This window comes from Actinoplanes lobatus, assembly GCF_014205215.1.
In the GTDB taxonomy this organism is placed as follows: Bacteria; Actinomycetota; Actinomycetes; order Mycobacteriales; family Micromonosporaceae; genus Actinoplanes; species Actinoplanes lobatus.
Genome location: NZ_JACHNC010000001.1, coordinates 3,560,152 through 3,573,937, shown reverse-complemented (window position 1 = coordinate 3,573,937; position 13,786 = coordinate 3,560,152). Strand labels below are relative to the sequence as shown.

Annotated in this window: 25 protein-coding genes; 22 read left to right on the top strand and 3 right to left on the bottom strand. The window is 69.2% G+C overall.

Annotated elements, in window-relative coordinates; all coding sequences use genetic code 11:
- Positions 1 to 29: 29 nt before the first annotated feature.
- Positions 30 to 1,193 (bottom strand): RNA-guided endonuclease InsQ/TnpB family protein, encoded by a 1,164-nt coding sequence (locus BJ964_RS16820; RefSeq protein WP_188121527.1) that lies wholly within the window; start codon positions 1,191 to 1,193, stop codon positions 30 to 32.
- Between the two features lie 158 nt (positions 1,194 to 1,351).
- Here BJ964_RS16820 and BJ964_RS16815 point away from each other — a divergent pair, with 158 nt between their 5' ends.
- Both BJ964_RS16815 and BJ964_RS16810 read left to right on the top strand, forming a co-directional pair.
- Positions 1,352 to 2,401: a hypothetical protein gene (locus BJ964_RS16815; protein ID WP_188121538.1), complete on the top strand. Its 1,050-nt coding sequence runs from the start codon at positions 1,352 to 1,354 to the stop codon at positions 2,399 to 2,401.
- Entirely contained in the window at positions 2,398 to 2,565 is a 168-nt protein-coding gene (locus tag BJ964_RS16810; protein ID WP_188121537.1) for a hypothetical protein, read from the top strand. Before BJ964_RS16815 ends, BJ964_RS16810 begins: the two co-directional genes overlap by 4 nt.
- Before the next feature lie 60 nt (positions 2,566 to 2,625).
- Here BJ964_RS16810 and BJ964_RS16805 read toward each other — a convergent pair whose 3' ends face one another.
- Complete coding sequence (locus BJ964_RS16805; RefSeq protein WP_188121527.1) at positions 2,626 to 3,789, bottom strand: RNA-guided endonuclease InsQ/TnpB family protein; 1,164 nt, start codon at positions 3,787 to 3,789, stop codon at positions 2,626 to 2,628.
- A gap of 158 nt (positions 3,790 to 3,947) precedes the next feature.
- On the opposite strand from BJ964_RS16805, the gene BJ964_RS16800 reads away from it, so the two are divergent.
- The 9 genes from BJ964_RS16800 to BJ964_RS16760 all read left to right on the top strand — a co-directional run bounded on the left by BJ964_RS16800 (position 3,948) and on the right by BJ964_RS16760 (position 7,208).
- Positions 3,948 to 4,574 (top strand): hypothetical protein, encoded by a 627-nt coding sequence (locus BJ964_RS16800; RefSeq protein WP_188121536.1) that lies wholly within the window; start codon positions 3,948 to 3,950, stop codon positions 4,572 to 4,574.
- 43 nt (positions 4,575 to 4,617) lie between these two features.
- A complete protein-coding gene (locus tag BJ964_RS16795; RefSeq protein ID WP_188121535.1) occupies positions 4,618 to 4,842 on the top strand; it encodes a hypothetical protein in 225 nt (74 codons plus the stop codon).
- Positions 4,839 to 4,982 (top strand): hypothetical protein, encoded by a 144-nt coding sequence (locus tag BJ964_RS16790; protein WP_188121534.1) that lies wholly within the window; start codon positions 4,839 to 4,841, stop codon positions 4,980 to 4,982. Before BJ964_RS16795 ends, BJ964_RS16790 begins: the two co-directional genes overlap by 4 nt.
- Positions 4,979 to 5,176 (top strand): hypothetical protein, encoded by a 198-nt coding sequence (locus BJ964_RS16785; protein ID WP_188121533.1) that lies wholly within the window; start codon positions 4,979 to 4,981, stop codon positions 5,174 to 5,176. The genes BJ964_RS16790 and BJ964_RS16785 overlap by 4 nt, the downstream gene beginning before the upstream one ends.
- Positions 5,173 to 5,385, top strand: a complete 213-nt coding sequence (locus BJ964_RS16780; protein ID WP_188121532.1) for a DUF6011 domain-containing protein — start codon at positions 5,173 to 5,175, stop codon at positions 5,383 to 5,385. Before BJ964_RS16785 ends, BJ964_RS16780 begins: the two co-directional genes overlap by 4 nt.
- Positions 5,372 to 5,587, top strand: coding sequence for a hypothetical protein (locus BJ964_RS16775; RefSeq protein ID WP_188121531.1), 216 nt, complete (start codon positions 5,372 to 5,374; stop codon positions 5,585 to 5,587). The genes BJ964_RS16780 and BJ964_RS16775 overlap by 14 nt, the downstream gene beginning before the upstream one ends.
- A complete protein-coding gene (locus BJ964_RS16770) occupies positions 5,587 to 5,859 on the top strand; it encodes a hypothetical protein (protein ID WP_188121530.1) in 273 nt (90 codons plus the stop codon). Before BJ964_RS16775 ends, BJ964_RS16770 begins: the two co-directional genes overlap by 1 nt.
- 312 nt (positions 5,860 to 6,171) lie before the next feature.
- Positions 6,172 to 6,969: a hypothetical protein gene (locus tag BJ964_RS16765; protein ID WP_188121529.1), complete on the top strand. Its 798-nt coding sequence runs from the start codon at positions 6,172 to 6,174 to the stop codon at positions 6,967 to 6,969.
- Positions 6,966 to 7,208: a hypothetical protein gene (locus BJ964_RS16760; protein WP_188121528.1), complete on the top strand. Its 243-nt coding sequence runs from the start codon at positions 6,966 to 6,968 to the stop codon at positions 7,206 to 7,208. Before BJ964_RS16765 ends, BJ964_RS16760 begins: the two co-directional genes overlap by 4 nt.
- A 95-nt stretch (positions 7,209 to 7,303) precedes the next feature.
- On the opposite strand, the gene BJ964_RS16755 is transcribed toward BJ964_RS16760, so the two are convergent.
- Positions 7,304 to 8,467: an RNA-guided endonuclease InsQ/TnpB family protein gene (locus BJ964_RS16755; protein WP_188121527.1), complete on the bottom strand. Its 1,164-nt coding sequence runs from the start codon at positions 8,465 to 8,467 to the stop codon at positions 7,304 to 7,306.
- A 158-nt stretch (positions 8,468 to 8,625) separates the two neighbouring features.
- Between BJ964_RS16755 and BJ964_RS16750 the strand changes: the two genes are divergently transcribed.
- From BJ964_RS16750 to BJ964_RS16700, 11 genes are all read left to right on the top strand, one after another.
- A complete protein-coding gene (locus BJ964_RS16750; RefSeq protein ID WP_188121526.1) occupies positions 8,626 to 8,961 on the top strand; it encodes a hypothetical protein in 336 nt (111 codons plus the stop codon).
- Between the two features lie 175 nt (positions 8,962 to 9,136).
- On the top strand, positions 9,137 to 9,541 hold the full coding sequence (locus BJ964_RS16745) for a hypothetical protein (RefSeq protein ID WP_188121525.1): 405 nt from the start codon (positions 9,137 to 9,139) through the stop codon (positions 9,539 to 9,541).
- The gene (locus tag BJ964_RS16740; RefSeq protein WP_188121524.1) at positions 9,538 to 10,482 is read left to right on the top strand and encodes a hypothetical protein; all 945 of its coding nucleotides are present in this window, start codon (positions 9,538 to 9,540) and stop codon (positions 10,480 to 10,482) included. The genes BJ964_RS16745 and BJ964_RS16740 overlap by 4 nt, the downstream gene beginning before the upstream one ends.
- The gene (locus BJ964_RS16735; protein WP_188121523.1) at positions 10,479 to 10,868 is read left to right on the top strand and encodes an Lsr2 family protein; all 390 of its coding nucleotides are present in this window, start codon (positions 10,479 to 10,481) and stop codon (positions 10,866 to 10,868) included. The genes BJ964_RS16740 and BJ964_RS16735 overlap by 4 nt, the downstream gene beginning before the upstream one ends.
- Positions 10,869 to 10,968: 100 nt before the next feature.
- Complete coding sequence (locus tag BJ964_RS16730; RefSeq protein ID WP_188121522.1) at positions 10,969 to 11,247, top strand: hypothetical protein; 279 nt, start codon at positions 10,969 to 10,971, stop codon at positions 11,245 to 11,247.
- The gene (locus BJ964_RS16725) at positions 11,244 to 11,561 is read left to right on the top strand and encodes a hypothetical protein (protein WP_188121521.1); all 318 of its coding nucleotides are present in this window, start codon (positions 11,244 to 11,246) and stop codon (positions 11,559 to 11,561) included. The genes BJ964_RS16730 and BJ964_RS16725 overlap by 4 nt, the downstream gene beginning before the upstream one ends.
- Positions 11,562 to 11,613: 52 nt before the next feature.
- Positions 11,614 to 11,865: a hypothetical protein gene (locus tag BJ964_RS16720; protein ID WP_188121520.1), complete on the top strand. Its 252-nt coding sequence runs from the start codon at positions 11,614 to 11,616 to the stop codon at positions 11,863 to 11,865.
- The gene (locus BJ964_RS16715; RefSeq protein ID WP_188121519.1) at positions 11,862 to 12,104 is read left to right on the top strand and encodes a hypothetical protein; all 243 of its coding nucleotides are present in this window, start codon (positions 11,862 to 11,864) and stop codon (positions 12,102 to 12,104) included. Before BJ964_RS16720 ends, BJ964_RS16715 begins: the two co-directional genes overlap by 4 nt.
- Positions 12,101 to 12,871, top strand: coding sequence for a hypothetical protein (locus BJ964_RS16710; RefSeq protein ID WP_188121518.1), 771 nt, complete (start codon positions 12,101 to 12,103; stop codon positions 12,869 to 12,871). The genes BJ964_RS16715 and BJ964_RS16710 overlap by 4 nt, the downstream gene beginning before the upstream one ends.
- Complete coding sequence (locus BJ964_RS16705) at positions 12,868 to 13,224, top strand: DUF6221 family protein (protein WP_188121517.1); 357 nt, start codon at positions 12,868 to 12,870, stop codon at positions 13,222 to 13,224. Before BJ964_RS16710 ends, BJ964_RS16705 begins: the two co-directional genes overlap by 4 nt.
- Complete coding sequence (locus BJ964_RS16700) at positions 13,221 to 13,472, top strand: MerR family transcriptional regulator (RefSeq protein ID WP_188121516.1); 252 nt, start codon at positions 13,221 to 13,223, stop codon at positions 13,470 to 13,472. The genes BJ964_RS16705 and BJ964_RS16700 overlap by 4 nt, the downstream gene beginning before the upstream one ends.
- The last annotated feature ends 314 nt before the right edge of the window (positions 13,473 to 13,786 follow it).

Here is a 13,786-nt window from a genome sequence, read left to right as displayed (position 1 = left end):
CGGTGGTCGCCCACCGGGTTTCCTACTTCTCAGCCTGCTGCCCCGGACGGAGGTTTCCGTTGAGGTCTTACGCCAGCTCCATAGGCCGACACCGCCTGCCCGGCGGCCAGGATGTTGCGTGCCGCGTTGACGTCACGGTCGTGGGCGGCCCCGCAGGGGCAGGTCCACGACCGCACGTTGAGCGGCATTTTCTCGGTGAGGTGCCCGCAGGCCGAGCAGACCTTGGACGACGGGTACCAGCGGTCGATCACGACCAGGTTCCGGCCGTACCACTGGCATTTGTAGGTCAACTGTTCGCGGAAGGTGGTCCAGGCCGCGTCACTGATGGCGCGGGCCAGGGTGTGGTTCTTGACCATGTTGCGCACGGTCAGGTCCTCGATCACGAGCGTTTGGGTCTCACGCACGAGCCGAGTGGTCAGTTTGTGCAGGTGGTCGCGGCGCCGGTCGCTGATGCGGGCGTGGATGCGGGCGACCTTCAGCCGGGCCTTGTCCCGGTTCCTGGAGCCCTTTTCTTTACGGGCCAGTTCCCGCTGGGCGCGGGCCAGCCGCTCACGGTCGGCGCGTTCGTGACGGGGATTGGTGATCTTCTCGCCGGTGGACAGGGTGATCAGGTGGTCGAGTCCGGCGTCGATCCCGACCGCGTTCTCGACGGTCGGGAGGGGTTCGATCGTGTCCTGGCAGAGCAGGGACACGAACCAGCGGCCGGCGCTGTCGCGGGACACGGTCACGGTCGACGGCGACTGCCCTTCGGGCAGTGGCCTCGACCAGACAATGTCCAGCGGGGTGGCCGTCTTGGCCAGGGTCAGTTCGCCGTTGTTCCAGCGGAACGCGGACGGGGTGAACTCGGCCGAGGCCCGCGACTTGTGTTTGGACTTGAACCGCGGATACCGGGCCCGTTTCTCCCAGAACGCGGCGAACGCACCTTGCAGATGCCGCAGGCCCTGCTGCAGCGGCACGGCGGAGACCTCGTTGAGGAACGCGAGTTCCTCGGTCTTCTTCCACGCCGTCAGCATGGCGCTGGTGGCGTTGTAGTTGACCCGCTCCCGGCGCTGATACCAGGCGGTGGTGCGGGCCTCCAGGGCCAGGTTGTACACCTTGCGCACACACCCGAACGTCCGGTTCAGCAGGTCGGCCTGCTCCGGAGTCGGGTGGAAGCGGAACTTGAAAGCCCGCTTCACAGCACGTTCGGACACGGCTCACAAGCTAACACACCTATGTGGAACCACCCTCGCGGACGGTCCGTGGGTAGACGCCCATCCGCCTTGACGGCGAATGGGCTGTCCCTGACCTGCTCCGCAGGGGTTCCGTTTCCTCTCCGGCCTGAAGGCCGGAGTCTCCACGGAGGAATCTGATGACCGCGCTCAAGACCCGCAAGCCGACCGGCCGCGTCCCCTGGCCCCTCATCCTCATCGAGGGCGGCGAGAAGAGCGGCAAGTCCTGGGCCTGCGCCCAGTTCTCCACCAGCAGCCGCATCGGCCAGATGTACTGGATCGACCTCGGCGAAGGCTCCGCCGACGAGTACGGCGCCATCCCCGGCGCCAACTACCTCGTCGTCGAGCACGACGGCACCTGGGCTTCGATCCTCGGCGCGGTCACCGCGGTCCGCGACGAGGCTCAGCACGCCGCCGATGCCGGCCAGCCGCCCGTCGTGCTGACGATCGACTCGATGACCGCCGAGTGGGACCTCCACAAGGACTGGGCCTCCGACAAGGCCCGCCAGCGGCACAACGCCAAGGCCCAGAAGTACGGCAAGGCCCGGCTCGCCGCCGACGAAGAGCCCACCATCTCCATGGACCTGTGGAACGAGGCCAACGCCCGCCACCGCAAGCTCATGACGATCCTGATGACCTTCCCCGGCATCGTGCTGATCACCGCCCGGGGCAAGGACGTCGCCGCCCTGGACGACAACGGCAAGCCGATCGAGCGCAAACGCGAGTACCGGGTCGAGGGCCACAAGACGCTCGGGTTCGACGTGTCGTGCTGGATCCGCCTCGACCGGTCCGAGCCGGGTCTCGTGGTCGGGCTGCGGTCGGTGCACACCGGGATCCGGCCCGGCTACGACGACCCGTTCAAGCTGGCCGCCGACTGGTCGATCGAGGGCATCGTCTTCGACGCGTTGAAGTGCGACCCGGGCACGGCACACGTGCGGGACCTGGTCGAGACACAGCCCGCCGAACCGGAGGTGGAGTTCGCCTCCAAGGACCAGCTCAACCAGATGTTCGGCCTGTTCCAGCGGGCGGAGATCTCCAGCCGCGAACAGGGCATGGCCTACATCGCCGACGTGGTCAAGCGTGAGGTCGACCAGACCAAGGAGCTGACCGCCGCCGAGGTCAACCAGGTGATCGCGAAGCTGGAGAGCTACCTCCAGCAGCAGGAGCCGGTCGGGGCGGGTGCGCGATGAACGACATCACACAGGACCCGAGGATCCTGGCCCACATCGGCCGCCTCGTCGCCGCGGCCCCGCCGCTCTCCGCGGAGCAGGTGGACGGGCTGCGCCTGATCTGGCACGGGCCGACCCGGATCGCCGCACCGCTCACCCCGACCATGGGGGAGGGGCAGCGTTGACATCCTCCCCGCCCTGAAGGGACGGGGATTCCGGTGGTCGCCCACCGGGTTTCCTACTTCTCAGCCTGCTGCCCCGGACGGAGGTTTCCGTTGAGGTCTTACGCCAGCTCCATAGGCCGACACCGCCTGCCCGGCGGCCAGGATGTTGCGTGCCGCGTTGACGTCACGGTCGTGGGCGGCCCCGCAGGGGCAGGTCCACGACCGCACGTTGAGCGGCATTTTCTCGGTGAGGTGCCCGCAGGCCGAGCAGACCTTGGACGACGGGTACCAGCGGTCGATCACGACCAGGTTCCGGCCGTACCACTGGCATTTGTAGGTCAACTGTTCGCGGAAGGTGGTCCAGGCCGCGTCACTGATGGCGCGGGCCAGGGTGTGGTTCTTGACCATGTTGCGCACGGTCAGGTCCTCGATCACGAGCGTTTGGGTCTCACGCACGAGCCGAGTGGTCAGTTTGTGCAGGTGGTCGCGGCGCCGGTCGCTGATGCGGGCGTGGATGCGGGCGACCTTCAGCCGGGCCTTGTCCCGGTTCCTGGAGCCCTTTTCTTTACGGGCCAGTTCCCGCTGGGCGCGGGCCAGCCGCTCACGGTCGGCGCGTTCGTGACGGGGATTGGTGATCTTCTCGCCGGTGGACAGGGTGATCAGGTGGTCGAGTCCGGCGTCGATCCCGACCGCGTTCTCGACGGTCGGGAGGGGTTCGATCGTGTCCTGGCAGAGCAGGGACACGAACCAGCGGCCGGCGCTGTCGCGGGACACGGTCACGGTCGACGGCGACTGCCCTTCGGGCAGTGGCCTCGACCAGACAATGTCCAGCGGGGTGGCCGTCTTGGCCAGGGTCAGTTCGCCGTTGTTCCAGCGGAACGCGGACGGGGTGAACTCGGCCGAGGCCCGCGACTTGTGTTTGGACTTGAACCGCGGATACCGGGCCCGTTTCTCCCAGAACGCGGCGAACGCACCTTGCAGATGCCGCAGGCCCTGCTGCAGCGGCACGGCGGAGACCTCGTTGAGGAACGCGAGTTCCTCGGTCTTCTTCCACGCCGTCAGCATGGCGCTGGTGGCGTTGTAGTTGACCCGCTCCCGGCGCTGATACCAGGCGGTGGTGCGGGCCTCCAGGGCCAGGTTGTACACCTTGCGCACACACCCGAACGTCCGGTTCAGCAGGTCGGCCTGCTCCGGAGTCGGGTGGAAGCGGAACTTGAAAGCCCGCTTCACAGCACGTTCGGACACGGCTCACAAGCTAACACACCTATGTGGAACCACCCTCGCGGACGGTCCGTGGGTAGACGCCCATCCGCCTTGACGGCGAATGGGCTGTCCCTGACCTGCTCCGCAGGGGTTCCGTTTCCTCTCCGGCCTGAAGGCCGGAGTCTCCACGGAGGAATCTGATGAACCGCGCCGACCAGGTCGCCGAGATCCTCCGCATGGAGGCCCTGGCCACCGCCGCCAAGGACCGGGCCGGGAGCCTCCGGCAGCAGCTCGCCGACGACGCACGCGCCGAACTCGACCAGCAGGGCACCGCCCCGTCGTGGCGCCTGCCCGACCTCGGCACCGTCGCGCTCCCGCTGTCGAAGGAGACCGCGTACATCTCCGACATCGCCGCGCTGCTGGCCTGGTGCCAGCAGCGGTACCCGGGCGAGGTCGAGACCATCCACCAGGTTCGGGCTTCGTTTCAGGCCGCCCTGCTGGCCCGGACGGTGCCGGCCGGGGATGTGGTGGTGGACCCGCAGACCGGGGAGATCGTGCCGGGTATGTCGGTCCGACCTGGTGGCGTCCCGGGCGCGCTGACGATTCGCGCCTCCCGTGAGGCGAAGCAGGTGTATGCGGTGGTCGGGGCCGAGCTCCTGGAACGGCTCCAGCCGCAGCGCGCGGCTGCTGCCGTCCATGAACCGGAGGAAGAGGAGGACGTGCCGGCATATGTGCCGGAGTTCGGGGAGCCCGGCTATCCGGGGTGCCCCGGGTGCAGCAGGAGCGTCGTCCAGCACGACGAGGGCTGCTCGGAGGACGAGTCCTGATGGCCGCCTACCGCGTCACCTTTGAGCAGGTTGGAGCGGTCGCGTGAGGCGCCGTAGCCGGATCGGCCTCCAGCCGGTCCGGCGGGCCCGCCAGCCTCACCGCGGGATCGCCTCGCACCGCTGGCGGCCCAGCGAGGTCCCTGGCGTGGGCGCCTGCTGCCCGCTGTCGCGGGAGAACTCGGTGCACGACGAGGACACGATCACCACCGCCGAGCAGGAGCGGGCCGAGGCCCAGGCCGAGCACCAGCGCCGGGCAGGCGACCGGTGAACGCCGACCTGGACTTCGACCCGCCGGAGCCGGACGAGGACGACTACTGCGGCGCGTGCGGTGGCCCGTGTGTGGGCGGCGAGGTGCACGACCGGCAGCACGCCGAGGTCGTCACCGCGGCACGGCTCGGTGTCCTGTGAGCATCTACACCGAGTACGAGTTGCGGTGCGACTGCGGCCTCCCCGGCGATCCGTATGGCTGCGATCCCGCGATCTACGCCAACACTCGGGCGAAGGCGCTTGCCGACGCCAAGGCGGAGGGCTGGACGACTCAGCGCCGCGACGGCCGGGACTACCACTACCGGCCTGGTCACGACACGCGAGGTGGCGGGTGAGCCGCCGGTGTCGGGTGTGCGCCCGGAAGCTGCGGGACCCGCTCGCCCGGGCCCGCGGCGTCGGCCCCACCTGCGCCCGCCGTCTCGGCCTCACCCAGTCCCGCCGCTGCACCACCCTGCTCGCCGCCTCCACCCGGACGGTGCCGGCCGGGCTGGTCGACGGGCAGCTGGAGCTGTTCGACCTGGCGGTGGCCGGTGGCCTCGGATGACGCCGCCGACCGGCTCGCCCAGGTCGCCGCACAGCTGGCGGCCCGGGTGCGGGAGTACGGCGCCGAGGCCAACGGCACCTGGCTCCGCCACCAGCTCCCTGACCCCGCTGACCGCTGGCGGCTGATCTTCGTCCTCGCCGCGGCCGTCCCCATCGACCGGCCCTGGCTGGACCTCACCGCATGGACCCGAGGAGACACCTGATGAGCACACCAATCCCGCGTGAGCTGCTGACCGGCGGCTACAGCCTCGCCGTCAGAGGCCAGCTCGGCCCCGGCGCGATCGCCCACCGCCCGGCCAGCGACAAGCGCACGAATACCGGCCGCGCGATGGGCAGTAACCAGCCGGCGGAGGTGGACGTGCCGGTCGCGGCATGTGACCCGAAGGGCCCGTCGGCCGCGCTATTCACGGCGGCGTGGGCCGACCACATGGGCGCGCACGCCTGCACCGAACCCGGCTGTTTCCCGGAGGCCTGACCGTGCTGTCCGGTCCGGTTGGGGAGGGCCGGATCGGACAGTTCGCCATCTATCAGAAAGATCGACTGTTTTCGTGACGCGACGGGGTGGGTCGGTGGACTCCCGGACAGACCGGACCGGTAGGATGAGCAGCACAAACGGCCGCCGAGACAGCGCGGCCGGGCAGGGCGTTGGAGCGCCCACACCCGGCCGACTCGGCAGTCCATACCCGTCGCTTATCCCGACCGGAAGGACGCCTGGCTTCATGATGCCAGAGCCCTACCGCGCCATGCCGCGTGCCCGAACCATCTGCGCTCGCCCGGGTGAGCGCCCATGACGCAATCTGCGCTCACCCCACCCGACATCGGCGTCACCGTCGGCGCCTGGAACGCCCTCGTGCGCCGTGCCCGGCTCGGCCGCGAACGCAAGGGTGTTGCGCTCACCTTCAGCTCCTATGCGGATGCCGACGGGACCGGCATCCACTGTGGCGTGGCCCGCCTGGCCGTCGACTGCGAGATCGGCTACTCCACCGCCCGCCGCTACCTGGCCTGGATGCGCGTTGTCGGCCTGATCGAGCTGGTCAGGCACGGCAACTTCCGCCGAGGCCTGTCCGACGAGTACCGGCTCGTCCTCGGCACCCAGCTGCTGGAACACATCGATCTGCCGGACCCCGCAGCGTACGACCGGATGCGCGACGAGATCCGCAATCGGAACCGTGCCGGGTCGTCCGACCGCACCATCCGAGCCAAGCATCTGCGCTCACCCGAGCAGAGCGCAGAACCCGAGCCTCAGCCAGAGCCATCTGCGCCCACCCAGGTGAGCGCAGATACCGGCCATCTGCGCTCACCTGGGACGCCATCTGCGCTCACCCAGGATGAGCCCCCACCTTCCCTTACCACCTACCCGAAAGAACTCACCTCTCCTGACACCGGGGGAAATCTGGGTACGGACGCTGCGGGTCCGCGCGTGCGAGAAAAGCCGAGAAATTCGATTCCTCCGATGCCTGAACTGCGCTCGCCGTTCGGCCGAGGTGACCGGGCGGCCGAAGCCATCGCCGAAGCCCGCGAACGCCGCGCCGCCGCCATCGCCGCCCACCAAGCCCGCCAGCACGCCGCAGAGGTAGCCCCGTGAGCGCCCAGGTCATCCGACTCCACGCCGACGACCCGACCGTCAACCCGCGAACCGGCGCCCGCCCCGCCTTCTACCCGGCCCGCCGTGCCCGCAACGGCCATCACGCCGACTGCCCGTACCCGAAGACCGACCCGGCCTACTGCGGCATCTGCCGCTCAATGCGGATCGCCGCCGACCGAGACGAGCCGCCCGCCCGCCATCTGCGCTCACTGCCGACCGAGGAGACCGACCATGGCTGACACGCTCATCACCCTTGCCCGGGTCATCAGCTTGACATCCTCCCCGCCCTGAAGGGACGGGGATTCCGGTGGTCGCCCACCGGGTTTCCTACTTCTCAGCCTGCTGCCCCGGACGGAGGTTTCCGTTGAGGTCTTACGCCAGCTCCATAGGCCGACACCGCCTGCCCGGCGGCCAGGATGTTGCGTGCCGCGTTGACGTCACGGTCGTGGGCGGCCCCGCAGGGGCAGGTCCACGACCGCACGTTGAGCGGCATTTTCTCGGTGAGGTGCCCGCAGGCCGAGCAGACCTTGGACGACGGGTACCAGCGGTCGATCACGACCAGGTTCCGGCCGTACCACTGGCATTTGTAGGTCAACTGTTCGCGGAAGGTGGTCCAGGCCGCGTCACTGATGGCGCGGGCCAGGGTGTGGTTCTTGACCATGTTGCGCACGGTCAGGTCCTCGATCACGAGCGTTTGGGTCTCACGCACGAGCCGAGTGGTCAGTTTGTGCAGGTGGTCGCGGCGCCGGTCGCTGATGCGGGCGTGGATGCGGGCGACCTTCAGCCGGGCCTTGTCCCGGTTCCTGGAGCCCTTTTCTTTACGGGCCAGTTCCCGCTGGGCGCGGGCCAGCCGCTCACGGTCGGCGCGTTCGTGACGGGGATTGGTGATCTTCTCGCCGGTGGACAGGGTGATCAGGTGGTCGAGTCCGGCGTCGATCCCGACCGCGTTCTCGACGGTCGGGAGGGGTTCGATCGTGTCCTGGCAGAGCAGGGACACGAACCAGCGGCCGGCGCTGTCGCGGGACACGGTCACGGTCGACGGCGACTGCCCTTCGGGCAGTGGCCTCGACCAGACAATGTCCAGCGGGGTGGCCGTCTTGGCCAGGGTCAGTTCGCCGTTGTTCCAGCGGAACGCGGACGGGGTGAACTCGGCCGAGGCCCGCGACTTGTGTTTGGACTTGAACCGCGGATACCGGGCCCGTTTCTCCCAGAACGCGGCGAACGCACCTTGCAGATGCCGCAGGCCCTGCTGCAGCGGCACGGCGGAGACCTCGTTGAGGAACGCGAGTTCCTCGGTCTTCTTCCACGCCGTCAGCATGGCGCTGGTGGCGTTGTAGTTGACCCGCTCCCGGCGCTGATACCAGGCGGTGGTGCGGGCCTCCAGGGCCAGGTTGTACACCTTGCGCACACACCCGAACGTCCGGTTCAGCAGGTCGGCCTGCTCCGGAGTCGGGTGGAAGCGGAACTTGAAAGCCCGCTTCACAGCACGTTCGGACACGGCTCACAAGCTAACACACCTATGTGGAACCACCCTCGCGGACGGTCCGTGGGTAGACGCCCATCCGCCTTGACGGCGAATGGGCTGTCCCTGACCTGCTCCGCAGGGGTTCCGTTTCCTCTCCGGCCTGAAGGCCGGAGTCTCCACGGAGGAATCTGATGACCTGGCTCCTGGCGCTCGTCTTCGCCCTGATCGGCCACATCTACTGCCAGATCCGCGGGAACCGGTCCAAGGCGGAGACACTGTGGCGCTCCTTCGCCCGCGCACACCAGGAACTGTGGCTCTTCGCGCCGCCCGGCCTGCTACTCGCCGCAGTCAGAGACTGGCACTCCCCGACGCCCTGGCAGATCGTCTTCGACGCGATCAACCTGTGGAACTGGTGGCACTACCGGAACTGGCCAGACGACGAGAACCGCTGGAAGCGGCGCGCCAAGAAGGCCAAGGAAGCCGTCGCGGTACGGGCTGGCCGCCTGGTGGTGGTGCCCAGCACGTGATGCAGCCACACCTGACCCCCGGCGAGAAACGCACCCGCGACACAGCCGCAGCCGCCGTAGCCAGAGCCGCCGCCCGCGCCACCAAACCCGCCCAGGAGCCCGAACAGCCGGACTCCTGGATCACACCCGCCCGAGCACGCCAAATCCGCCTCACGATCGAATCGGAGCGCCGCACATGACCGACAGCATCAAGACCGCCGAGATCTACCTAGAGGCATCCGGCATCCCCATCGGCGACACCATCGCCATCCGCGCATGGCTCGAACGACTCGGTATCCCCGTCCCCTCCGGCCTCCTCGTCCTGATGCACGAGATCAACAAGGCGATCATCCGCGCCGGAGACGCCGGCTACCAAGCCGGGCGCCTCAACGCCATCGCCCACATCGAGCAGATGCCGTGCAACCTCGGAGACGAGGGCTGGAACACGCTGGCCGATAAGGCCGCCGAGGCCGGCTACGACCGTCGCGTTGTCCTCCGCCGAAGGAAGCCCGAGGACAACTTCACCGCGCTCACCATCGAAGCGGCCTACCAGCACGGCTACCGCCTCGCCGCCGAGACCCTGCGCGGAGTGGCCCGATGAGCCACGACGACATCGAGCAGGGCGGCATCCGGCACGCACGCCACGACAACCAGCCCTGCCCCTCCGGCCAGCCCTACCCCCACACCTACAGCACTGACTGCCAGTGGACCACCATCGCCCGCGGCCGCACACACCCAGACGGCCCCACACAGCCCGCCCCCGGCGCCGCCTTCCGCCGTCTGAACGACTTCGAGCTGCCAACGGTCGCCGCCCTCCGCCTCGACCTGGAACAGGCCCACGTCGAGATCAACCGCCTCCGCGCCGACCTCGAAGACCGCCTCGCCAAGGCCCAGGAGAACGCCCGCCACGCCGCACAGGCCTACCGCCGCCGCTACGAACACGCCGCCGCCACACTCGCCCGCGTCGAAGACCTCATCAGCTACACCGACGGCAACCCAATCGACGACAACGCCGAAATCCAGGTCGGCGAGATCCGGCGAGCCCTCAACGCGCCGCTCCCGGACACCCCCGAAGACACGCGAATGTCGCTCACGCCCGCCGCGATCGAATACCTGAACGGGACTCGTTCAGCAACGACCGGCGATGGCTCGTTCTGTGCCTCCGCGCAAGCCGGGGTGGTCGAGCCAGGGACGCAAGATCAGGCTGTGAGGTCATTGGATAATCACGGTTATCCTATGACCTCACAGGATACGCGAGAACTACTCGCATCCCCCAGATATGTGATGGCCACCGAGGCCCACCACCAGTTCGCCGGCGACATCTCCCGCGACACCCCCGCCCTCGCGGTCATCGAGGACGAAATCGACACCCACTGGATCGGCCAGTGGGTCACCGGCCTCGGCTTCCTCCACGTCCACTTCCCGAAGGACACGACGCGGCCGCTCACCGACGAGGAGATCTCGCTCTACGACGGCCGCCAGGTCGAGGCGGGCAACGGCATGTGGACGATCCGGATCCCACGCCCCGGCGGCACCTCGTGACCGACACGATCGTCATGGCCGGCTACCCGGTCGGCCATGACGCCGCGCAGATCCTCGCCATGTGGGGCCTCGGCCGCACCTTCGCCGACATCTGCCGCGACACCCAACAGCAAGACCCGATCACCGTCACCCGCACCCTTGGGGCCGCCGGCTACCAGCGCGGCCGGGCCGCCCAGATGGCGCTCGCCTGGCAGCACAAGACCGGCCACAGCCTCGTCGACGCCCTCCGCGTCAAGCGGATCGCCCCGCCGCCGAGCGCGTCGAACGACGAGCTGCGTGCCTGGGCCGACGGCCGTGGCATCCCCGTCAGCCGTCACGGCCGGGTGCCCGCGTACGTGCGAGTCGCACACGAGCGGGCCATGGCCGAGGACCTGAGGGTGCCGTGATCGACGCACTGGCCGTCCACACCGACCTCGGCCCCTTCCACGCCGGCATGGTCCTCATCGCCACCGCCCTGATCGCCCTTGGCCTGCTCTGGAGGATCTGGTGACCGACAACATCCGCCGCATCATGCTCGCCCGCATGGTCAACGCCGTCCGCTACCAGCTGGAGGGCACCGGCCTCGCTGGCACCGCCGGCGACGACATCCGCGAGGCGGTCGAGCGCGGCATCGTGGCCGGGCTCGCCCCGCTCGCCGCCGACGTCCTGGCCGTACTCGGTGAGCCACAACCGCACTTCCACCTCGCCCGGGCGACCGAGGAGATCTGCACGGTGTGCAAGGCACGCCGCCGTCTTACCGCCCTGTTCGACTCGGAGCCGTCGTGATCGAGCCGACCGACGAGATGTATGAGGCGCTGTTCGACGCCGGTGACGCCTGCGGTGGCGAGTTCGCTTCGAAGGAGGACGTGCTTCGCGGCCTGGCCGCCGTGCTCGCCCTGGTCGAGCGCGACTACGACGTCACGCCGAAGCTGCCGCCGTTCGAGCACCGCATGGTCGGCGACGGTCCCCGATGGAGCCACTACATGAACGCGTACACCGTCGAGTGCACCTGTGGCGCGACATACGGCGGCGAGTACATCGGGGCCCGCGACCAGCTGCTCGACCACATCGACGCGAACACCGCCACCCCACCCCAGTAGTCCGTCTGTGGGCCGCTGCCGCCCGGCGGCCCACCACACCCGGGAGCACCCAATGACCAGCTACGAGATCCCCGACAGCCCGAAGATGCTGCGCGAGACGCTGTGCGTCGCCCAGACCAGGATCGGTGCCTCGGGACTCGATCCTGACCGCACCCGTGAGCACGTGCTCCGGCTCCAGCGCCTGATCGACGAGTGTGACCGGCACCGGCCGCTCGGCCAGGACGGCAAACACGGCGACCGTCATACCCCCACCTGCGGCTGCGACGACGTGTCGCCGCAGCTCACCACAGGCGGTGACTCATGACCGCCCAAGCAACCGATGCGCTGGTAGACGCCATCGAGGCGTCCTACGGCCTGCCGGTTCCGACACCCCGGGAGTTCGCGGCCCGGATCGAGAAACAGCTGGCCGCTCGTGGTTACGGGATCGCCCAACGAAGCAGGTGCGCCGAACACGGCAAGGTGCTGCCGCACTTCCGCTGCGAGGAGTCCGACCGCTGGCTTGACGAACACGGATTCCCACCCGGCGACGGGAGCAGGCAGTGATCCAGCATCCGCACCAGCTCCACGCCCAAGCCGCCCTCTGGTCCCTCCGCGCCGCACTCCGCCACCTCGACGAACACCGCGACGCCCTCCTCATCCGCCGCCCACAACTCGGCCCCGCCGAAGCCCGCCCCCGCTCACTCGCCTCACTGGCACGGCACGACGAGCTGCTTCGTGCCGAGAAGGCCGAACGGGCGGCCGGCTCCCTGCGCGGGCTGAAGCCGTCCGCCGGCAGCGCGGCGCCCGGGGACGCTCCAGGCCTCGCCGACCTCGAACGCGACCTCTACCAGGTCCTCGTCGACGTCCACACGATGCTCGCCTACCACCACCACCGGAACCGGCTGCTCGCCTGGACCGGCCACTGGCACCGCGTGCTGGACGCCTGGGGGATCACGCGGGACGCACGCTGGACGTGGATCTCGACTGTGCTGCCTGTGACCGTTCCGCATCTGGCGGAGGCGGTCCGGCTGCTCCTGGACGACGCCGACCAGCAGGTCCGCGCGTACGCCGGGTTGGATGCCGATCTGCTGGCCCCGCCGCTGGCCCCGCCGTGCCCGGCATGCGACCGCCGCCGGTTGCGCATCCAGACGTCGGCGCCGGACTCGGGCCGGTGGACGGTGGTGTGTGCTGCCGCGTGCATGTGCATCGGCGAGGCCTGCCCGTGCGGGATGGACGTCCAGGAGCGCGGCGTACGACACATCTGGGCCCCCGACTCCGGCCTTGCCGTGTCGATCGCTGCCGGAGTACGAACGATGGGACTGGCAGCATGACCGCCGACGTGCCCGCCCTGGTCGCGTTCCTGCGCGTCCGGCTCAACGAGGACGAGCGCAAGATCACGGCCATGGAGCGGGAGGAGAGCAGGGTTCAGACCGCGCCGATCTTCCAAGGCCATCCGCCCAACTGGCTCGCGGGTGTGGACATCTTCGTCAGTTCCAAGCGGTGGCGTGCCGAGGTCGAGGCCAAGCGACGGCTGCTGGAGTGTCTCGTCGGCGCCACCGGCACCGGCACATCCCGCCTGGTCGCCAACGACGAGCCCTGGGCGATCGGCGGCGATTACCTGGTCAAGACGCTCGCCCTGCCGTACGCCAGCCACCCGGAGTACCGCGAGGAATGGCGGCCATGATCCCGCACCCGGTCACCCGCGAACCCTGGGGCACCGCCGAAGAGATCGCTGAGCAGCTCGGTGCCCACATCCGCCCCGACACCGTCCGCACCTGGGCACGCCGCAAACGCATCCCCAGCGCACTCATCCCCGGCCCAGGCCGCGGCATCCGCATGTACCCCCTCGACGCCGCAGTTGAGGAGGAACGCCGAACGCGTGACATCGGACGATCACGCGCTACCATCGCGTTGACCGTTTCAACGCAGTAGGAAGACTCTGCCCGAAACGGCAAACCTCCCCATTCTTGGCAGCCCATCGCGTCGCGCGCGGTGGGCTGCTGCCGTCTCCAGGGGCTGCGGGGCTGCGCACGAGAGACGGCACAGGGTAGGCGCCCGCTCCGCTGGCAGGGGGTCAGGCGCGGGCGCCACCCTGCACCACAGAACTCCGAGGGCATGGCTGGCGTGGACGCGCCTACGCCCAACACACCGATGATCAACAAATACCGGGCGGCCACCACGCAGGCGCCCGGTCATATCCCCAGCGCACCGCAAGGCCGGTCGCGCGCGCCGCCGGCAAGGCCCGG